Below are 15,133 nucleotides of genomic sequence, written 5' to 3' on the forward strand. Positions count from 1 at the left end.
TTGCCATGGCGGTTGGTGATTAACAACTGGCGGTGCCCAGCGCGACCAGCTGAGGCGTTGAAAAAGATCAATATGGCCTTTTATGAAAATATTTAGTGAATACGATTACATTGATGAAAGCAGCGGTGATAAGAAGAGTGGCGACAAGGAGTTTGTCTCAATATCTGCTCTGCGCCTGCCTGATCTAAACGGCAAGTGTTATCTTGATATTGAAGGGGGGGGGCTGTTTTGTGGGTTTGCAATCCATGAACAGGCCAGCCGCGTTCATGGGGTGCTGGGGTCCCACAAGCAGCTCACTCTCGCGTCGAATTGTTTTCAAAACGCTCATTTCTACTCCTCTTTGACGGCGCTTGCTCAGCACCAGCCTGATGTTAGCTATGATGTCATCACGCTGAGCGCCACCCTGGATAGCCCTGCGTTTGAGGTAGATACGCTGATCCCTGATTTAATGAACAAGCTATCACCCCAGGGCGTGTTAGTGATAGACATCACGTTATCCGATGAACCCGGTGATCAGTGGGTCGACCAGCAGCATGGGCAGATGACCTTTAAGCTGCCTACGCGTAAGAAGCTGTCGGTGCTATTAGATGGCTATGCTTGGAAGGTGATTGGTAAGGTTGAGGGCTTTGAACAAGAGGGGCTTCGGCGCCATATTGTCCATGTCAGGAAAATGCGCCCCTATGTGTATTTACTGGTGGATGAGCCCGGCACAGGTAAGTCGACCCTGCTGCGTAAACTGTTCAGACGCGCCAAAATCTGGCGGGTGTCTGGGGATAAAACCTATCAGCGCATTTTTAACGATAAGTATACGGTTTCTGAGCCGCTTACTCATTGTGTTAAAGCGAACTTCACCACGGAGACCATTGGGCAGTTAACCGAAGCGGTGTTTGAGAGCGACCTGTATCCTGAAATGGTTGATCTGTGGTCCACCGTTAGTAAAGGTAAGAGCTTTGTGTTGGATTCTTATATTCCTGTTGCGTACAGGGATAAGGTTTCCCAATGCTTTAGCGCAAGAGGCTATTACCCCGTGTTAATCTCGTTCCCTGAAGCGGAGCTGATTATGCCAGCCTCATTATCTACCCGTAGGGTAGGCAGTTTTGAGCGTTTTATTAATCAAAATAAGTCTACTGAAGGGTATGGTTTTGTGGAGCGTATCGCTTCTTTTATGAAGAAAATATCAAGAAAAGTGATGCTTTTTGTGAATAGCCGAGGACGTCTGTGAGTAATTATGCGTGTGCAAAACGAGTCTTGGCGTCCTTTTCAAAAAGCCTCCATTTTTATCCATCTCCGGCGTTTACCTGGGACCCGCATTACCACCGCTGGAATTCGTTATCTGAGCATGCGGAGTTTCTGAGCGAAAAAAGTGTCTGGCTGCCCGGCTGGTACATGATTGAACTGCTGGTAGACCGCTCGGTGACGACGGTGGCGGCGAGCTTTCGCTTTGAAGCAGATAAGCGCACGTTCAATATTGATATGCCGTTGCGCGTTGGCAAGCTGAGTAAGCGGCTGGTGTATGTGCCCTGGGGTGTAAAGCGCGTGGCGTTCAGGCCAATGAATGCGGAAGGGCATTTTTCATTGCCGCATTTTCGTCTTGTGTGGGTAACGCCCTCGTTTGCCCGTGATCGTTTACTGCAGCGCTTGATCAATATTCATCAGGACTATCGCGATATCACCCAACAAGAAGCGTCTGCCATTGTCCGCGAGCGTGCTCGTGAGCGAGGTGAGTCGTGGCGTAGAACGGTTATTCGCGAGTACGAATCCACCTATATTAGCTTGTGTTCGCGGCGAAACTATCGGCTTTGGGTACGTAAGTTTGAAGAGACACCGGACCCTGCGAAGATGAGGGCGGACATTCAGGCGCGTCAGCTAGAACTACTAGGTATTTACTACTTTTATATACCTGTAGCGGATTTCCATACTGTCGATGCGCTTGATACCACGCTTTCAAGCCTGCAAAACCAATCGCTGGATAATTGGAAAGCGGTTTTGCTGCCTGCAGAAGCGTGTGCGGCGGAGGTGCGGCAGCATATTGAAGCGCTTGTTGTGCAAGATCCGCGTATCACGGTATCAGAATCACCGTTGGAGCCTGCCCAAACGGCGCTTTCTTCATCGGCGTGGGTGTCACTCTTGTGCCCAGGCGATCGGCTTTCAGTCCATGCGCTTTACTCGTTGGCGGGCAGTGCGGGGGCTGACTTAATTTACAGCGATGAGGATGAAACCGACGCGGATGGTATGCGTCACTCGCCGCTTTTCAAGCCGCAATGGAACCCGGATTTGCTTCTTTCTCAGCCGTATATTGGCGGCGCTGTATGGGTTCGCGGAGATAAGCTACCCGCGCTAATGCCTGCCGGTGGCTTGCCTTGCGCCACCTCTGTAGGTAACTGGCAGGCTAAGCTGGCGCTGAATGCCTTGGCGGCTGGTTTTGAAACTGGTGCTGTCAACATTAAGCATATAAGCCGGATACTGTTTCACCGGGCATCTCCGTTTACGCTGTCACCGGCTGACGATTACGTTTCGCTGGTGCGTTTAAGCCTCCAAGAAATGCATTGTTCTGCTCAGGTGGTACCTGGGCGCGTGGCTAACTCTGCGCGGGTCAAGTGGCCCGTCCCTTCGCCGCAACCTCTTGTCAGTTTGTTGGTGCCTACCCGTGATGGTGTCGAAATACTTAAGCCATGCGTGGATGCTATTTTGGAGCGAACCGACTACAAGCATTTTGAATTACTGATTCTGGATAACCAGTCAAGCTGCACTAAAACCCTGGCTTACATGGAAGAAGTAGAGCAACGTGATTCGCGGGTGAAGGTGCTTCGTTGGAATCATGCGTTTAATTATTCTGCGATTAATAATTTTGGTGCCAAGCATTCAAATGGCGACATCATTGGCCTGATTAATAATGATGTTGAACCTATTGATGGTGAATGGTTAACAGAAATGGTTAGCCAGGCATCCCGCCCGGAAGTGGGGTGTGTGGGCGCAAAGCTGTATTACCCCAACGGAACCATTCAGCATGGCGGCGTGGTATTGGGCGTAGGTGGTGTGGCTGGGCATGCACATCGCTTTTTCCAACACAATGAAGAAGGCTATGCGGGTCGCTTGCAGCTTGTTCAAAACCTGACGGCCGTAACGGCTGCGTGCTTGTTAGTCCGTCGTGAGGTGTTTGAAAAAGTGGGGGGGCTGAACGAACCTGATTTAGCTGTCGCTTACAACGATGTTGATTTGTGCTTAAAGGTTTACGAGCTGGGGCTGCGTAATCTATGGACGCCTTATGCAGAGCTCTACCATCACGAATCTATTTCGCGCGGTGCCGATGATACCCCTAAAAAACGTGCCCGTGCTTTGAAAGAAGCACGCTATATGCGAGAGCAGTGGGGGCCGTTATTAGATAAAGACCCCGCCTACAACCCTAACTTGACCTTAGCGCATGAGGATTTCTCATTGAGGTGATGCACCGCCATACCATTAAGTCGATCAATATCATGGCGGGTTCGTTGCTGCCGTTATCCTGTGATGCTAGGGAATATATACTTATAAAATATGGAGTTAGGAAGTGAAGGAGCATTGGATTGAGCACTCTTGAGCGGAAAAGACCGCGAAAACGCCAGCACCGATGGTTAATGCTGCGGGACCGAGCTTTCCCAACAGAAGACATCTATTTTTTAGTCTCTGCAGTACCTGAATTAAAGAAGTTAGGCATCGAAGTTGACGAAATACAGACACGTAAGCACTGGTTTCCATGGCGATATGCCAGGCCGTTGCCTGCTATGTATGAAGAGGCGAACATATTAGTTTGTCGATCACTTCCCACCGTATGGCTTCAATGGCTTGTGCGCAATAAACATAAGCTGGGACGTATTGTTTACTTGATCGACGATAATGTGAAGGCAGCTGTGCATGATAAGACGTTGCCGGATTCTTATCGCCGCCGCATGAAACATGTTGCACAGTTTCAGCCCGCCATATTGGCGCTAACCGATGAAGTGGTTGCTTCGAGTCAGCAGCTTGCGGATACGCTAAAGACTCAGCATTCGAAGGTGTCGGTGTTGACACCACCTTTGCTGGCGCCTTTACCTGGTTTTCAGCATTTTGAAATGCCACCATCGAGTAAGAAGCCCTGGCAAATAGGGTTTTATGGCACAAGAGCCCATGTGACGGATCTAGAAAATATAGCGCCGGCGATGGTAAAGCTGCATCATCAACGCAAAGATGTCGCCTTTGAAATTATGCTAGGGCAATACACGCCCAAGTCGCTAAGTTCTCTGTCGCGTTGTGCGACGCCTGCACCGCTGCCCTGGAATGCTTTCCGCGAATACCAGTGCCAGCGGCGGATCCATATTGGTTTGGCACCGCTGTGGCCAACCGAGTTTAATGCTGGGAAATCGTACATTAAGTTCCTGGATATTGCGGCCATGGGCGGGGTGGGCATTTATAGTAATCGCTACCCGTACAATGAAATCGTCGAGCACGGTGTCGATGGCATGCTAGCGGAAGATGACCCCAACGATTGGCGACAGTGCATGCAAACCTTGCTGGATAACCCAGCTCAAACGCTTGCCATGGCAAAAAACGCTGCCCAAAAAGCCGCCGATATTGGTCACCACCAGCACGCATTTGAGTTCTGGCATGCACGAACGAGCTAGCGCTCCTCTTAGATAAAAACCGGCTCCATGAGAGCCGGTTTTTTTTGGCTCATTTATGGCGAAGAGAAGGGGATACGGCATTGTCAGGTTACCGCATTCAGGAATGACGGCTTTGAGGCTGATTCAGGAATGACAGTGCGGTGCCGCGTTAAATAAAGCGCAACCTGAAGGATAAAGCGATTTGTGGTGGTTCGCTGGTTCAGATAATTTAGGGCACGACAGCGAGACACTTTTTTCTTCACAAATATTGCCAACTCTGCCATGGTTATCCCTATTGGCATACGATGTATTCGTGAAGTGCTAATGATCACAGACAAGAATCATGGCTCCGTATGCGCAGTGCCAAGAATCAATAAGCTGGCGTAGTCCAGCAACGCTAATAAAAACAGCAATTCACGCCTAAAAAGCTCACCTCGAAAAAGCTAGTGCCGCTAGGGTGCTCAGCTGATCATGTATTAGTTCACTGCCAAGCAGAATGAACGTGATTAGAGGTGTGAGAAATGACGAATCAACACAACTGCCAAGAATTGGTGATCCTCGATTGTACCTTCCGTGATGGCGGCTACTATAACAATTGGGACTACTCCACTGAGCTGGCAAATCGCTACTTACAGGTCATGTCTGACTCTGGCATAGACTATGTAGAACTTGGCTTTCGTGCCCTGGAATCAAGCTCTTTTGAAGGTCCGTATGCCTACACACCGGATTCATGGATTAAGCGCCTCGATGTGCCGCGTAATCTAAAGATCGGTGTGATGTGTAATGCGAAAGATCTTCTAAAGTATGGAAATCCAAAGGAAACAGTTGCTCAACTGTTTTGTAAAGCCGAAGACTCCCCCGTTACCTTGGTTCGCGTTGCAGCTCACTTCAACGAAGTTGATAACTGCGGCGACATCATGGAAGAGCTCCATAAGCTAGGCTATGTCACTGGTTTCAACTTAATGCAATCCAGTGGGCGCAGCCGCGAAGAGCTAATCAAAAAAGCCGAAATTGCAGCGGCTTGGCCAATCGACTCTCTTTATTTTGCCGACTCCCTTGGCAATATGTTGCCCGACGATATTTCTTTTATCGTGAGCGCGCTACGTGAAGCATGGAAAGGACCCATGGGCTTTCATGCACACGACAATATGGGCATGGGGTTAGTCAATGCACTGGCCGCTATTAAAGAAGGGGTAACGTGGATTGATGGTACGGTGACAGGTATGGGGCGTGGTGCTGGCAACGTCCGCATGGAGTACCTGCTACTAGAGCTATCGAAGCAAGGAATGCGCGAAACAGAACTCGATGCATTAATGAGCTTGGTCATTGAAGAGTTTGAGCCGGTGCAGCGCTCGTGTGGTTGGGGCCCAAGCATTTATTACCATCTTTCGGCTACTTACGGTGTTCATCCCACCTATGTTCAAGAAATGCTCTCCGATGAGCGGTACAAACCTGTCGCGATTGTGAAAGCACTTAAGCGCTTAGGTGCCGCAGGGGCTAGCGGCTTCTCACGAGATCGTTTAAAAGATGTAACGGAAAGCGAGCCGTTGGTGAGCGTGGGTACGTGGAATGCTACCGGCTGGCTGAAAGATCGCGATGTATTATTGGTAGGGCCAGGCGAAGAAGTTAAAAATCACTTGGAAGCACTTGAATATTTCATTGAAAAGAAAAACCCTTATGTTATTTGCATCAATATCAACCCTTGGATTCCCAATCATTTAATCAACGCTTGGGCGGCGTGTAACCCTGATCGTTTGATGTTAGACAAAGAGTTTTATGCGAAAAATCAGGGGCTACTGCTAGCGCCAAATGCACTGCTTCAATATGTCGATAAAGACATTTGGAATCACTGGACAATTCAAGACTACGGCGTCAGCGTCGAAAGTGGCGAATTTAAGGTGATGGTTGAGAATGCCACCATTCCCCATGCACTATCAGCCATTTATGCCATAGCCGCAGTCAATGCTGGTGGTGCCTCTAATCTTTACCTTGCTGGCTTCGACGGCTATACAAGTGAAGACCCACGCCATAAACAGATGGAAAATGCGCTAGGCTTATATAATGAACAGCCTGGAGTCCTGCCGCTAACCTCCATTACCCCCACGAGTCTCACTATTGCTACCGTTTCACCGTTCTCAGAATCAGTGTATCTGAATAAGGAAAATGAGACCTTTGCCCAAAGGATGTCTGCCTAAAAGCTAGGCACACATTAAGTGCGCATGCAGGTCATTGCATGCGCCATTTATTTAATTTGGAGCATATGATTGATATGAACACCCTTATTCTGATACCTGCACGCTTTGCTTCTACACGCTACCCAGGTAAGCCGCTGGTCGATATTGCAGGCAAAAGCTTGCTAAAGCGGGTCTGGGAGCGTTGCGTTCCCGTATTGGGAAAAGAAAAAGTCTTTGTGGCAACCGATGATCAACGAATTGTAGATCACTGCGAAGAGCATGGAATGCAGTGGGTAATGACACCGGATACTTGTCTTACAGGTACTGATCGCCTCGCGGCGGCTGCAGAAAAGCTAGCAGCAGATCTCTATATTAATGTTCAGGGTGATGAACCGATGATTCAGCCTGATGACATCAAGAAGGTGATCGATCTTGCAGAGCAAACGCCCGGCGAAGTATTAAATGCCTACTGCGCTATTGAAACTGAGGTGGACTACAACAGTAGAACTGTACCTAAGGTAGTGTTTCGGCCCGATGGGCGCCTTCTGTATATGAGCCGTGCCCCCATTCCTGGTACCAAAAAAGCTGATTTTGTACGTGCTAATAAGCAAGTTTGTATTTATGCATTTCCTCCCCAAGCACTTCGTGACTACTCAGCAAAAGCGGAAAAAACACCCTTGGAGGAGTTAGAAGACATCGAAATTCTGCGTTTTCTAGAGCTTGGATATGATGTCCGTATGGTGCCAGTGTCTGGTAGCTCCATTGCCGTCGACACGCCCGAAGATGTAGAGCGTGTGCTTAAGGCGCTAGAAGCTTAAATCATTGAACGCAATAAGCCCAGTGGATGGCAAGATGACCAAATACAAGCTAAACACACCGATTAAATCATTTAACACTTATGTGTTTGACTGCGACGGCGTCTTATTAGACTCGAATCGTGTCAAAACGGATGCATTTTATAATGCAGTACTTCCCTATGGGGAGTCAGTGGCACAAGCCTTTGTTGATTATCATAAAGCGAATGGTGGTGTTTCTAGGCAGAAAAAATTCGAGTACTTCTTCCTGAATATTCTGAAACATGCTGTATTGCCTCAGGAAAAATACCAAACCGCGCTTGATGAATACAGTAAGTTGACAGCCGAAGGGCTGATTCGTTGCGAGGTGTTACCTGGCGTACGGAAGTTTTTAACAAGCCTTCCATCGCAGGCTAAGAAGTTTGTCGTGTCTGGTGGCGCACAAGATGAAGTGCGCTGGGTGCTTGAAGCCAAAGGGCTAGCAACGTTCTTCGATGGTATCTACGGCAACCCCATTGATAAGTTGGCCTTGGTTAAAAATTTAGAGTTAAAAGATTCTGATTACCCAGGCGTATTTTTTGGTGATGCTCGCTATGACCATGAAGTAGCTACCAAATTTGATTTGGACTTTATTTTCCTGTCAGCAGTTAGTGATTTTGGCGAGTGGAAAGAGTATGTAGAAAAAAATAACCTTCAAGCGTTTAATGATTTCTTCTCGGTGATAGCCGCTTCACAAGCGTTGCCGATGGAAAATGATACCGCTGAGGTTGAATCTACTCCTGGTGTTGTTAGCAAAAAGAGAAAAGCGTATTTTTTTGGTTTTCCTTTTTCAAAAGAAAGAAAGTCTACTTTTACAGGTGGGCATACTATTGGTCCTGGTGTTGTAAATAAACTTGTAGAAGAAACTAATTCAACAGCTATTTTATTTACGTCATCTGCTAGCCATTATGTTAGCTGGGACTCAGTGAATAGCGTAAACCAAAGGGTTGCATTTTGGGATACAGCTGCTGATAGTATCGTAGGTGTTTCTGACACGGAAATGCAAAAATACTATTCATTTCTTCCTACTGTTCAAGAAATGATTGAAAGGAATCAGTTGGCAAGAAAGAAAATTTTCTTTGATCCTAAATATCAAATAAGTAGTAGTGTGAGAAAAATTGCAATTAATAAGATTGCTTTTTGGGTTGAGCAAGTGAAAAACGATAATGTTGCTTTTTATATTAATTCTAACGTTCCTCACTTAGCGGATGATTATGCTTGTTATTGCGTCTGTAGGGCTAATAACATACCAACAGCATTTCCATATCGCATGCCTATTGTTCCTGGTGTCTCTGCTCGGCTTTATATACCTGAATCACTATATAATCATGATGACGTTTATGCTCGAAACGGACAGTTAATAAGCTACAATCGACAAGAGCGTTACGGTGATGAACTTCCGGCTGACTTAAATTTAATTTATCAAGAAGTAGTCCTTGGGGATTTTACACTTGGCACTTTGTCAAAAGAGGTTTTGTCAAGAAATGGGGGGCAGCCTCCTAAACAGTATACACCGCCAGAAAAATCTAAAACATTATTCAGAAATGTAAAAGAAAATATAATAAATAAGAGGTCATGGTTCGATTTTTTTTATGCGAAACAAGCATATTCCACTATGATTTGTAATAAGAAAGAGTACGACAAGCTTTGTATTAGCGAGATACCCAAGTCTCCGTTTGTCTATTATGCGCTGCATATGCAGCCAGAAGCCAGCTCATCACCGCTTGGCAGTTTTTTTGCTGATCAGCTTCGTGCTATCAGGTTTATTTCGGATAATTTACCAAAAGGCTGGAAGTTATTAGTTAAGGAGCATCCGCACCAGAAGTTAGAAGAGAGACCAGTGAATTTCTATAGCGATATTATGAAATCCACTAATGTCAATTTGATAAGCATGAAATATTCATCAGACCAGTTGCAAGAAAAATCAAATGCGATTGCTACACTGACCGGTACAGCTGCATTTGAAGCTTGGCTAAAGAAAAAGCCTGCTTTGGTTTTAGGTAATATTATATATCAAAGTGCTCCGGGGATTTATAAAATAAGATCAAAGGGTGATATTGAATATGCATTTTCCCAATTAAAGTCAGGAGTGCTTCATAAGGAGAGTGATATTTGGCATTATCTTTCTTTTTTAGGGTTGGCGTCATTTTTTGGGCATTTAGACGCTTATATTGATCCTAGTATACCTGTGTATGATTTAGATTTAGACGAAAATGAGAAAGAAATAGGGCATCGTCTCTCTACAGCCATTAATGTACAGGCAAACAAGTTAGAAGGGGTGGATCTGTGAATAATATTAGTGATCAAGCTTTTTCAAACCCACCTGATGCAGTCTTTATTTGTAATTCACCTCTACATGTTTATAACGCTCTTCAAGCGGCACATCATTGGGGGCTAGATACTGCCAATTGTGTGCTTGTATTCAAAATAATTACGGATAAAATACAGCTTGATGCGACTTTGGAAACTTTAGTCAAGTGGAAAGAGGTGGTAAGAATAGATCCATTTCCGGTTCCGCCACGATTAAAGGCAAAGGGAAATAAAAAAAGGTATTTGCAGTATAAGTTTTTCAGAGAATGGCAGCGCAAGCTGGATTTTGCGAAAGGGGTGCAGTTTGTCTTTCTTTGTCACAATCGGCAAGTAGATAATAGGGTAATAGCTAGCTATTTAAATGCCAGAGAATTAATTTGGTTAGAAGATGGCACACTTTCCTATTTCTTATGGCAAGAGGAAAGAGTATTCACTCCAGAGGTACGGGCACGCCGATCCAAATCAGCTGCTACAAAAAATGCAGCTGCCGCCAAAAAAATGACGGCTGCAAAGGCAGCCAAAAAATCAGTGACTTCTACCCCAGTCACTGCTGAAAAGCCGACTTCTAAAACCAGTGCCTCTAAATCTTCTTCCGCTAAAAAAGGAATTAATAAAAATTCATCTTCTAAAGCCATGTCAAGAAAGTCACCAAACGCAAAAAAAGTAGGTGTGCGAAAGGGGGCTGGCGTTAGGTCTATTTCAGAAAAGCCAAATAATGTAACAGCTAGTTCGAGGTCATCAAAAAAACCTTTAAATAAAAATGTTAATAAGAAATGATGTTTCTTACTAAAAATTTGGTGATGCTATGAAGCTTGGTGTGAATAAATTATATCGTAGAGCCTATAATTATTTATGGCACAAAAAAGTGCTAAGAAATTATGTGGATTTACCTAAAAGTCAAAGCATATTTACTGTTTACGACTTATTCCCAGTCAATGGTGTAAAAGTTGTCCATAACAGCCAGCCACTGTTAAAAGAAGCACTGCTATCAAAACCATCTGATAGCAATTTGGTTCATTTTTTAGGGGCTCCTTTTGTGGAGCGTGATCGACTGAAAGAGTATTTATACCTCAATTGGCTAAAGGGTATTCGTCAGCAATTTTCGCAAGAGGCTAATTTTATATATTTACTTCACCCCAGAGAAAGTGATAGTTTTGGTCTTAAAATAAAGAAAGAATTAGATATTGAGGTGAAACGGTTTGGCTTGCCTTACGAACTAGAGTTGATGCGTATGGAAGTGAAGCCTGTGGTCATTGCAAGCTGGTTTTGCACAGCTTTAGATAACTTATCAGAAGCAAGTGTAGATCATGTTAAATTGCTTAGCTTTAAGCTTCCTCCTTTCAATAAATTGAGATTGAAGCCTAATCAAAAACCAATTTTTGATGCGGCAGAAGATTTTTATCGCCGTCATAGCGGGCCTGATAGTGCAGTTGAGGTGCGTGAGATACCATCGTTACCTCAGTCGGGTACTCCCGTTGTTATTGAAGACCCACAAAAAGAGCTTGCAAGCTTAGTTAAGGTGGGAGGGCCTATCTTGCGTGTGGTGCGATTACACCCTGTTGAGCGTGAAGGCGATACGTCTCCTTTTGTAATGCTTAACCCAAGAGAAACTATTGCGATGGGGTTAAAGCGTTTGCTTGGAGAATATTATGGTATCTCGCCCAATCTAAGCCAACTGCCAGATGGCATTTTATCTTTCTTGGATGTCACCGACGACGTGCTGCAGCTGCGCCAAAATTCGGCAGGTAAAACACTAAAGCGAACAGCGCTAACGTTCAATGTTGCTGTTTACGGTGAAAAATTAACCAAATTTCTTTCAGCAGATAATACATTTGTCTATCCAGGTGTACGTGTTCCTGAGGCTGACTCTGTCTATGCGAAGATGGTGGTTTCGGAAGTCGAGGCGGTAGATGAAGAGCCAAAGCCAACACTTGCTGACCTATGTTCTGCGATACCCCAGTGCGAACAGGTTTTAATGCCTAGGTCTCAATTGTTAGGTAATGCATTGAATTACCTAGATATGCATACGCTTTGCTATACTAGGCCTCAGCCTTTTGTATCCTCGATTAAGATAAGTTTAGTCATTGAGGATGAGGCAGGTAGAGTGCTGATGGCTGAAAGGCGTTCTTTCCCTTCACGCGGTCAGTTTGACTTGCCTTCGGTACGGGTTGCGCCTGGCCACACCTTAGATACTGCGTTCGGTCAGTTGACGAGAGATCTACTTGGCTCTGAAGTATTGCGTTTTCAGGCTCAGCCTATTGTAGGCTTCGAGCAGCTTCTAGCTGATCAGGAGCAAAATCGCAAAGATGAATATGTTCTGAATTTTATCTACAAAATTGATGTTCCTAACAAACATTTCATCTCAATGAAAGCAACAGCGGAGCTTGCTAAACATACGTGGTGGGAGGTCGCTACGGTTAGAAATACACCTGTTGTAAGCGCTAACGCAATAATGGCTCTGGGTTTTTATACGGGGCGAGTAAATAAACGTCAAACTGTAGAGTCATAATTGATGTTAGCAGAACACTATGCGGCGATTGCTGTTAATAAATTAAAGGAGGGTAAGCGAAAGCTTGCCCGTTCTTACCTGAGATTAGCTTGTAACCAAGCAGCTGTGTCGGATTATATATATTTACTTCATTTAGAAGCAGAAGTTTGGGATGGGAAGTGGGCTGTTGCGCTCAGTCATATCAATAGGGTACAGCCAGGTAAGTTAGCGGCTAGTGATCAATTTCGATATTACTGGGTATGTGCTCGTTTATTTAGTGCGCTGGGAAAAAAACGTCTGTCTTTAACTTATTTTAATATGGCAATGGAGATGCTGGATTCTGTTCAGTGGAAATATATGATGCGAGACTTACGTCTTGCATTGCCGCTTGCAGGACGTGTTACTAAGCAGTTGTTTTTCCCTGGAGGGTTTGCAAACAATGGCTGTATGCTTCATGTTGTTAGCAAGAAGCCTGAATTCATTACTAAGTTTTTCAAAGATAGTGATAACTATACACGTGAAGCTTTTTTTTATGGGTATTGTGCTGCTTATTTAGACTCTGAATTTATTTTAACGCCCGTTTATTTTTCTGATGTTAATAGCCCATTTATGGCGATTTGCCTACCATATGTAAATCGAAATGAGAACCTCCTTGAGCCTATAGAATCTATACCGAAAGCTGATGTCATAGAGTTAATAGGTCGTTTGGCTAATGTCGATCTTGATGTTGGTGATTTAAATACATTACGCGTTCCTGCTCTTCCTATTTCATTAAGTAGAAATATGGTAAATTTGCGAAATGTTCTGCTCAATACTTGTAGTGCTAAATCTTACAAGTACCTTCGCTTGATGCTCGTTTATTCTTTGAGAAGAATTAAAAATCTGCGTAATATTTCGGTTGCATCAAAGCAGTATGCGTTGGACATAGGTTTTTTCTTTTTAAAGAATAGCCCTTTGAAGAAAAGCAGTGCCATTAGTGCGCTGGATCATGGTTTATGTCATAGCGACCTTAAGGCGGATAATATAATTTTATCAAATGATAATCGTTTTTTTATTATAGATTGGGGAAATCTTTCTTTTGGTCCTTTAGGATATGATATTGCTGTTTTTGTTTCTGAATCTAATTTGTCTTACTGTGAAGCCAGAAGTCTATTGCATGATGCTTTCCCTTTTTCTGGAGAGAATAAATTTTTTACATGGTGGGCTTGTTATTTTCACTGCTTACGCAATTTAGAAAAGCAACAAGAAATGCGTTTTGGTGAGGCGCTTTTGTTTTTGAGGAATAATATTATGTCTATTAACAGTAGTTTTTCTGAGCGTGGGTCGTGGATAAAGTGATTTATAAAATTGTCTTTTTCCCGATTCAGATTTTTATTTTTTGTGTGTCATATTTTCAGCCTGCTTTGTTTTTCAGCAGTCGCTTTGATATGTTTGCATTGTTTTTTGCTCAAAAATCTTTCTCTTGGTTTAAAGGCCTGATGGCTTATCGTATGTTTCAGAAAAAAAAGTTTAAAGAAGTTATTGTCTTGCACCGCCATGATTCCATGGAAAATGTATCGGGCCTGTTTTTACTTTCTGTTGCATTGTCTAGGCGAGCTACAGGTAAGGTGAATGATAGGACTATCGATTTTCTAAAAGAAGCAGTCAACAAAGGAGCCAGTCTTTTAAAGAGTTTTTATCTGTTTAAGTTGATTGTTACGCTTCGAGAAACTCGTAGAATGACTGATTCCGAGTTGAGTTACTTTATCGCCGAGTTGTCGGCTACTAGACTATTCTACAAGAGCTTTTATTACCGTGCCTGTTTGGAGTTGGCTTCTGAGCTTTTGCTAAAAAATAACGTGTCTGACGCCCAGAAATGGTATTTGGTGGGGCGCTTATCTTCACGTGCTTCTGGTTATTTGGCGTTAACTCATTATTTCGATTCAGGGAAAACACATAGTGAGGTTGGTAGATTGGTATCTCCTGAATTGAGCCTGATCGATATCATTAAAATGTCTGAGGGATCTATATGCGTCGTCGGTAATTCTCCTAGCGTATTTGGCGCTAGCATGGGTAAGTGGATCGACTCTCAGCGAGTCGTTATTAGGTTCAATAACTACCGTTTAGGGGCAGATTTTTCAGATGATATTGGCTCTAAAACAGATGTTTGGGTGAGAATGCTTCCTACACCCTTGATAGATCGAAAATTACAAGAGGGGGTTGGATTAGTAGTATTTACGGGCCCAAACTCTATTTATCGATCAATTTTGAAGTGGCCAGAGGTTCTTGAAATTTCTTCTCAAGTGAAGTCTGCAGGTTTTTTTGATGAAGAATTATTTTTTGAGTTGCAGTCTATTATCGGTTCTCCGCCTTCCTCTGGTTTAATGGTTTGCTATACTATCTACTGTGTTCTTGGTTACTTTCCTAAAGGCAGTATGATTGGCCTAAGTATTGACGGCAATGTAGAACAGGATGGCGTTTATCACTACTCCGATCCAACGGCTTTTGCAGCACCCCGCCACAACTGGGAAAAAGAGGCTGAAGTTTATAAGCAGCTTTTGCTAGGTGCTCGTTAATTTTTATTAAATTAGCAGCTCCTTTTTTGTCGATTTTTTCGCCAAACGTGCATTGTAAAGGTACTGTAATTAGGCTCAAATTATTCTGTGGTTTGTCATAGCATGAAAAGAGGTGGGGGCGCCGACCTGAGTGTTATTTTTCGGTATGATATTTGGT

Annotated in this window: 10 protein-coding genes; all 10 read left to right on the forward strand. The window is 44.2% G+C overall.

The window, feature by feature from the left end; translation table 11 throughout:
* Positions 1–82 precede the first annotated feature (82 nt).
* The 10 genes from HZS79_RS00440 (at position 83) to HZS79_RS16930 (ending at position 14,976) form a co-directional block, all read left to right on the forward strand.
* A complete protein-coding gene (locus HZS79_RS00440; RefSeq protein ID WP_179926782.1) occupies positions 83–1,222 on the forward strand; it encodes an ATP-binding protein in 1,140 nt (379 codons plus the stop codon).
* On the forward strand, positions 1,219–3,444 hold the full coding sequence (locus HZS79_RS16925; RefSeq protein WP_179926783.1) for a glycosyltransferase: 2,226 nt from the start codon (positions 1,219–1,221) through the stop codon (positions 3,442–3,444). The genes HZS79_RS00440 and HZS79_RS16925 overlap by 4 nt, the downstream gene beginning before the upstream one ends.
* 119 nt (positions 3,445–3,563) lie before the next feature.
* Positions 3,564–4,637 (forward strand): glycosyltransferase, encoded by a 1,074-nt coding sequence (locus HZS79_RS00450; RefSeq protein WP_246311380.1) that lies wholly within the window; start codon positions 3,564–3,566, stop codon positions 4,635–4,637.
* Between the two features lie 500 nt (positions 4,638–5,137).
* Positions 5,138–6,811 carry an aldolase catalytic domain-containing protein gene (locus HZS79_RS00455; protein ID WP_179926784.1) on the forward strand — a complete coding sequence of 558 codons (1,674 nt, stop codon included), beginning with the start codon at positions 5,138–5,140 and terminating at the stop codon, positions 6,809–6,811.
* 74 nt (positions 6,812–6,885) lie between these two features.
* Complete coding sequence (locus HZS79_RS00460; protein ID WP_179926785.1) at positions 6,886–7,608, forward strand: 3-deoxy-manno-octulosonate cytidylyltransferase; 723 nt, start codon at positions 6,886–6,888, stop codon at positions 7,606–7,608.
* A 34-nt stretch (positions 7,609–7,642) separates the two neighbouring features.
* Entirely contained in the window at positions 7,643–9,913 is a 2,271-nt protein-coding gene (locus HZS79_RS00465) for an HAD family hydrolase (protein ID WP_179926786.1), read from the forward strand.
* A complete protein-coding gene (locus HZS79_RS00470) occupies positions 9,910–10,710 on the forward strand; it encodes a hypothetical protein (protein WP_179926787.1) in 801 nt (266 codons plus the stop codon). Before HZS79_RS00465 ends, HZS79_RS00470 begins: the two co-directional genes overlap by 4 nt.
* Positions 10,711–10,738: 28 nt before the next feature.
* Positions 10,739–12,442 carry an NUDIX hydrolase gene (locus HZS79_RS00475; RefSeq protein WP_179926788.1) on the forward strand — a complete coding sequence of 568 codons (1,704 nt, stop codon included), beginning with the start codon at positions 10,739–10,741 and terminating at the stop codon, positions 12,440–12,442.
* Between the two features lie 3 nt (positions 12,443–12,445).
* Positions 12,446–13,759 (forward strand): phosphotransferase family protein, encoded by a 1,314-nt coding sequence (locus HZS79_RS00480; RefSeq protein ID WP_179926789.1) that lies wholly within the window; start codon positions 12,446–12,448, stop codon positions 13,757–13,759.
* On the forward strand, positions 13,747–14,976 hold the full coding sequence (locus HZS79_RS16930) for a glycosyltransferase family 29 protein (protein ID WP_179926790.1): 1,230 nt from the start codon (positions 13,747–13,749) through the stop codon (positions 14,974–14,976). Before HZS79_RS00480 ends, HZS79_RS16930 begins: the two co-directional genes overlap by 13 nt.
* Positions 14,977–15,133: the final 157 nt, after the last annotated feature.

The sequence above is a fragment of the Vreelandella zhaodongensis genome (assembly GCF_013415115.1).
Lineage (GTDB): Bacteria > Pseudomonadota > Gammaproteobacteria > Pseudomonadales > Halomonadaceae > Vreelandella > Vreelandella zhaodongensis.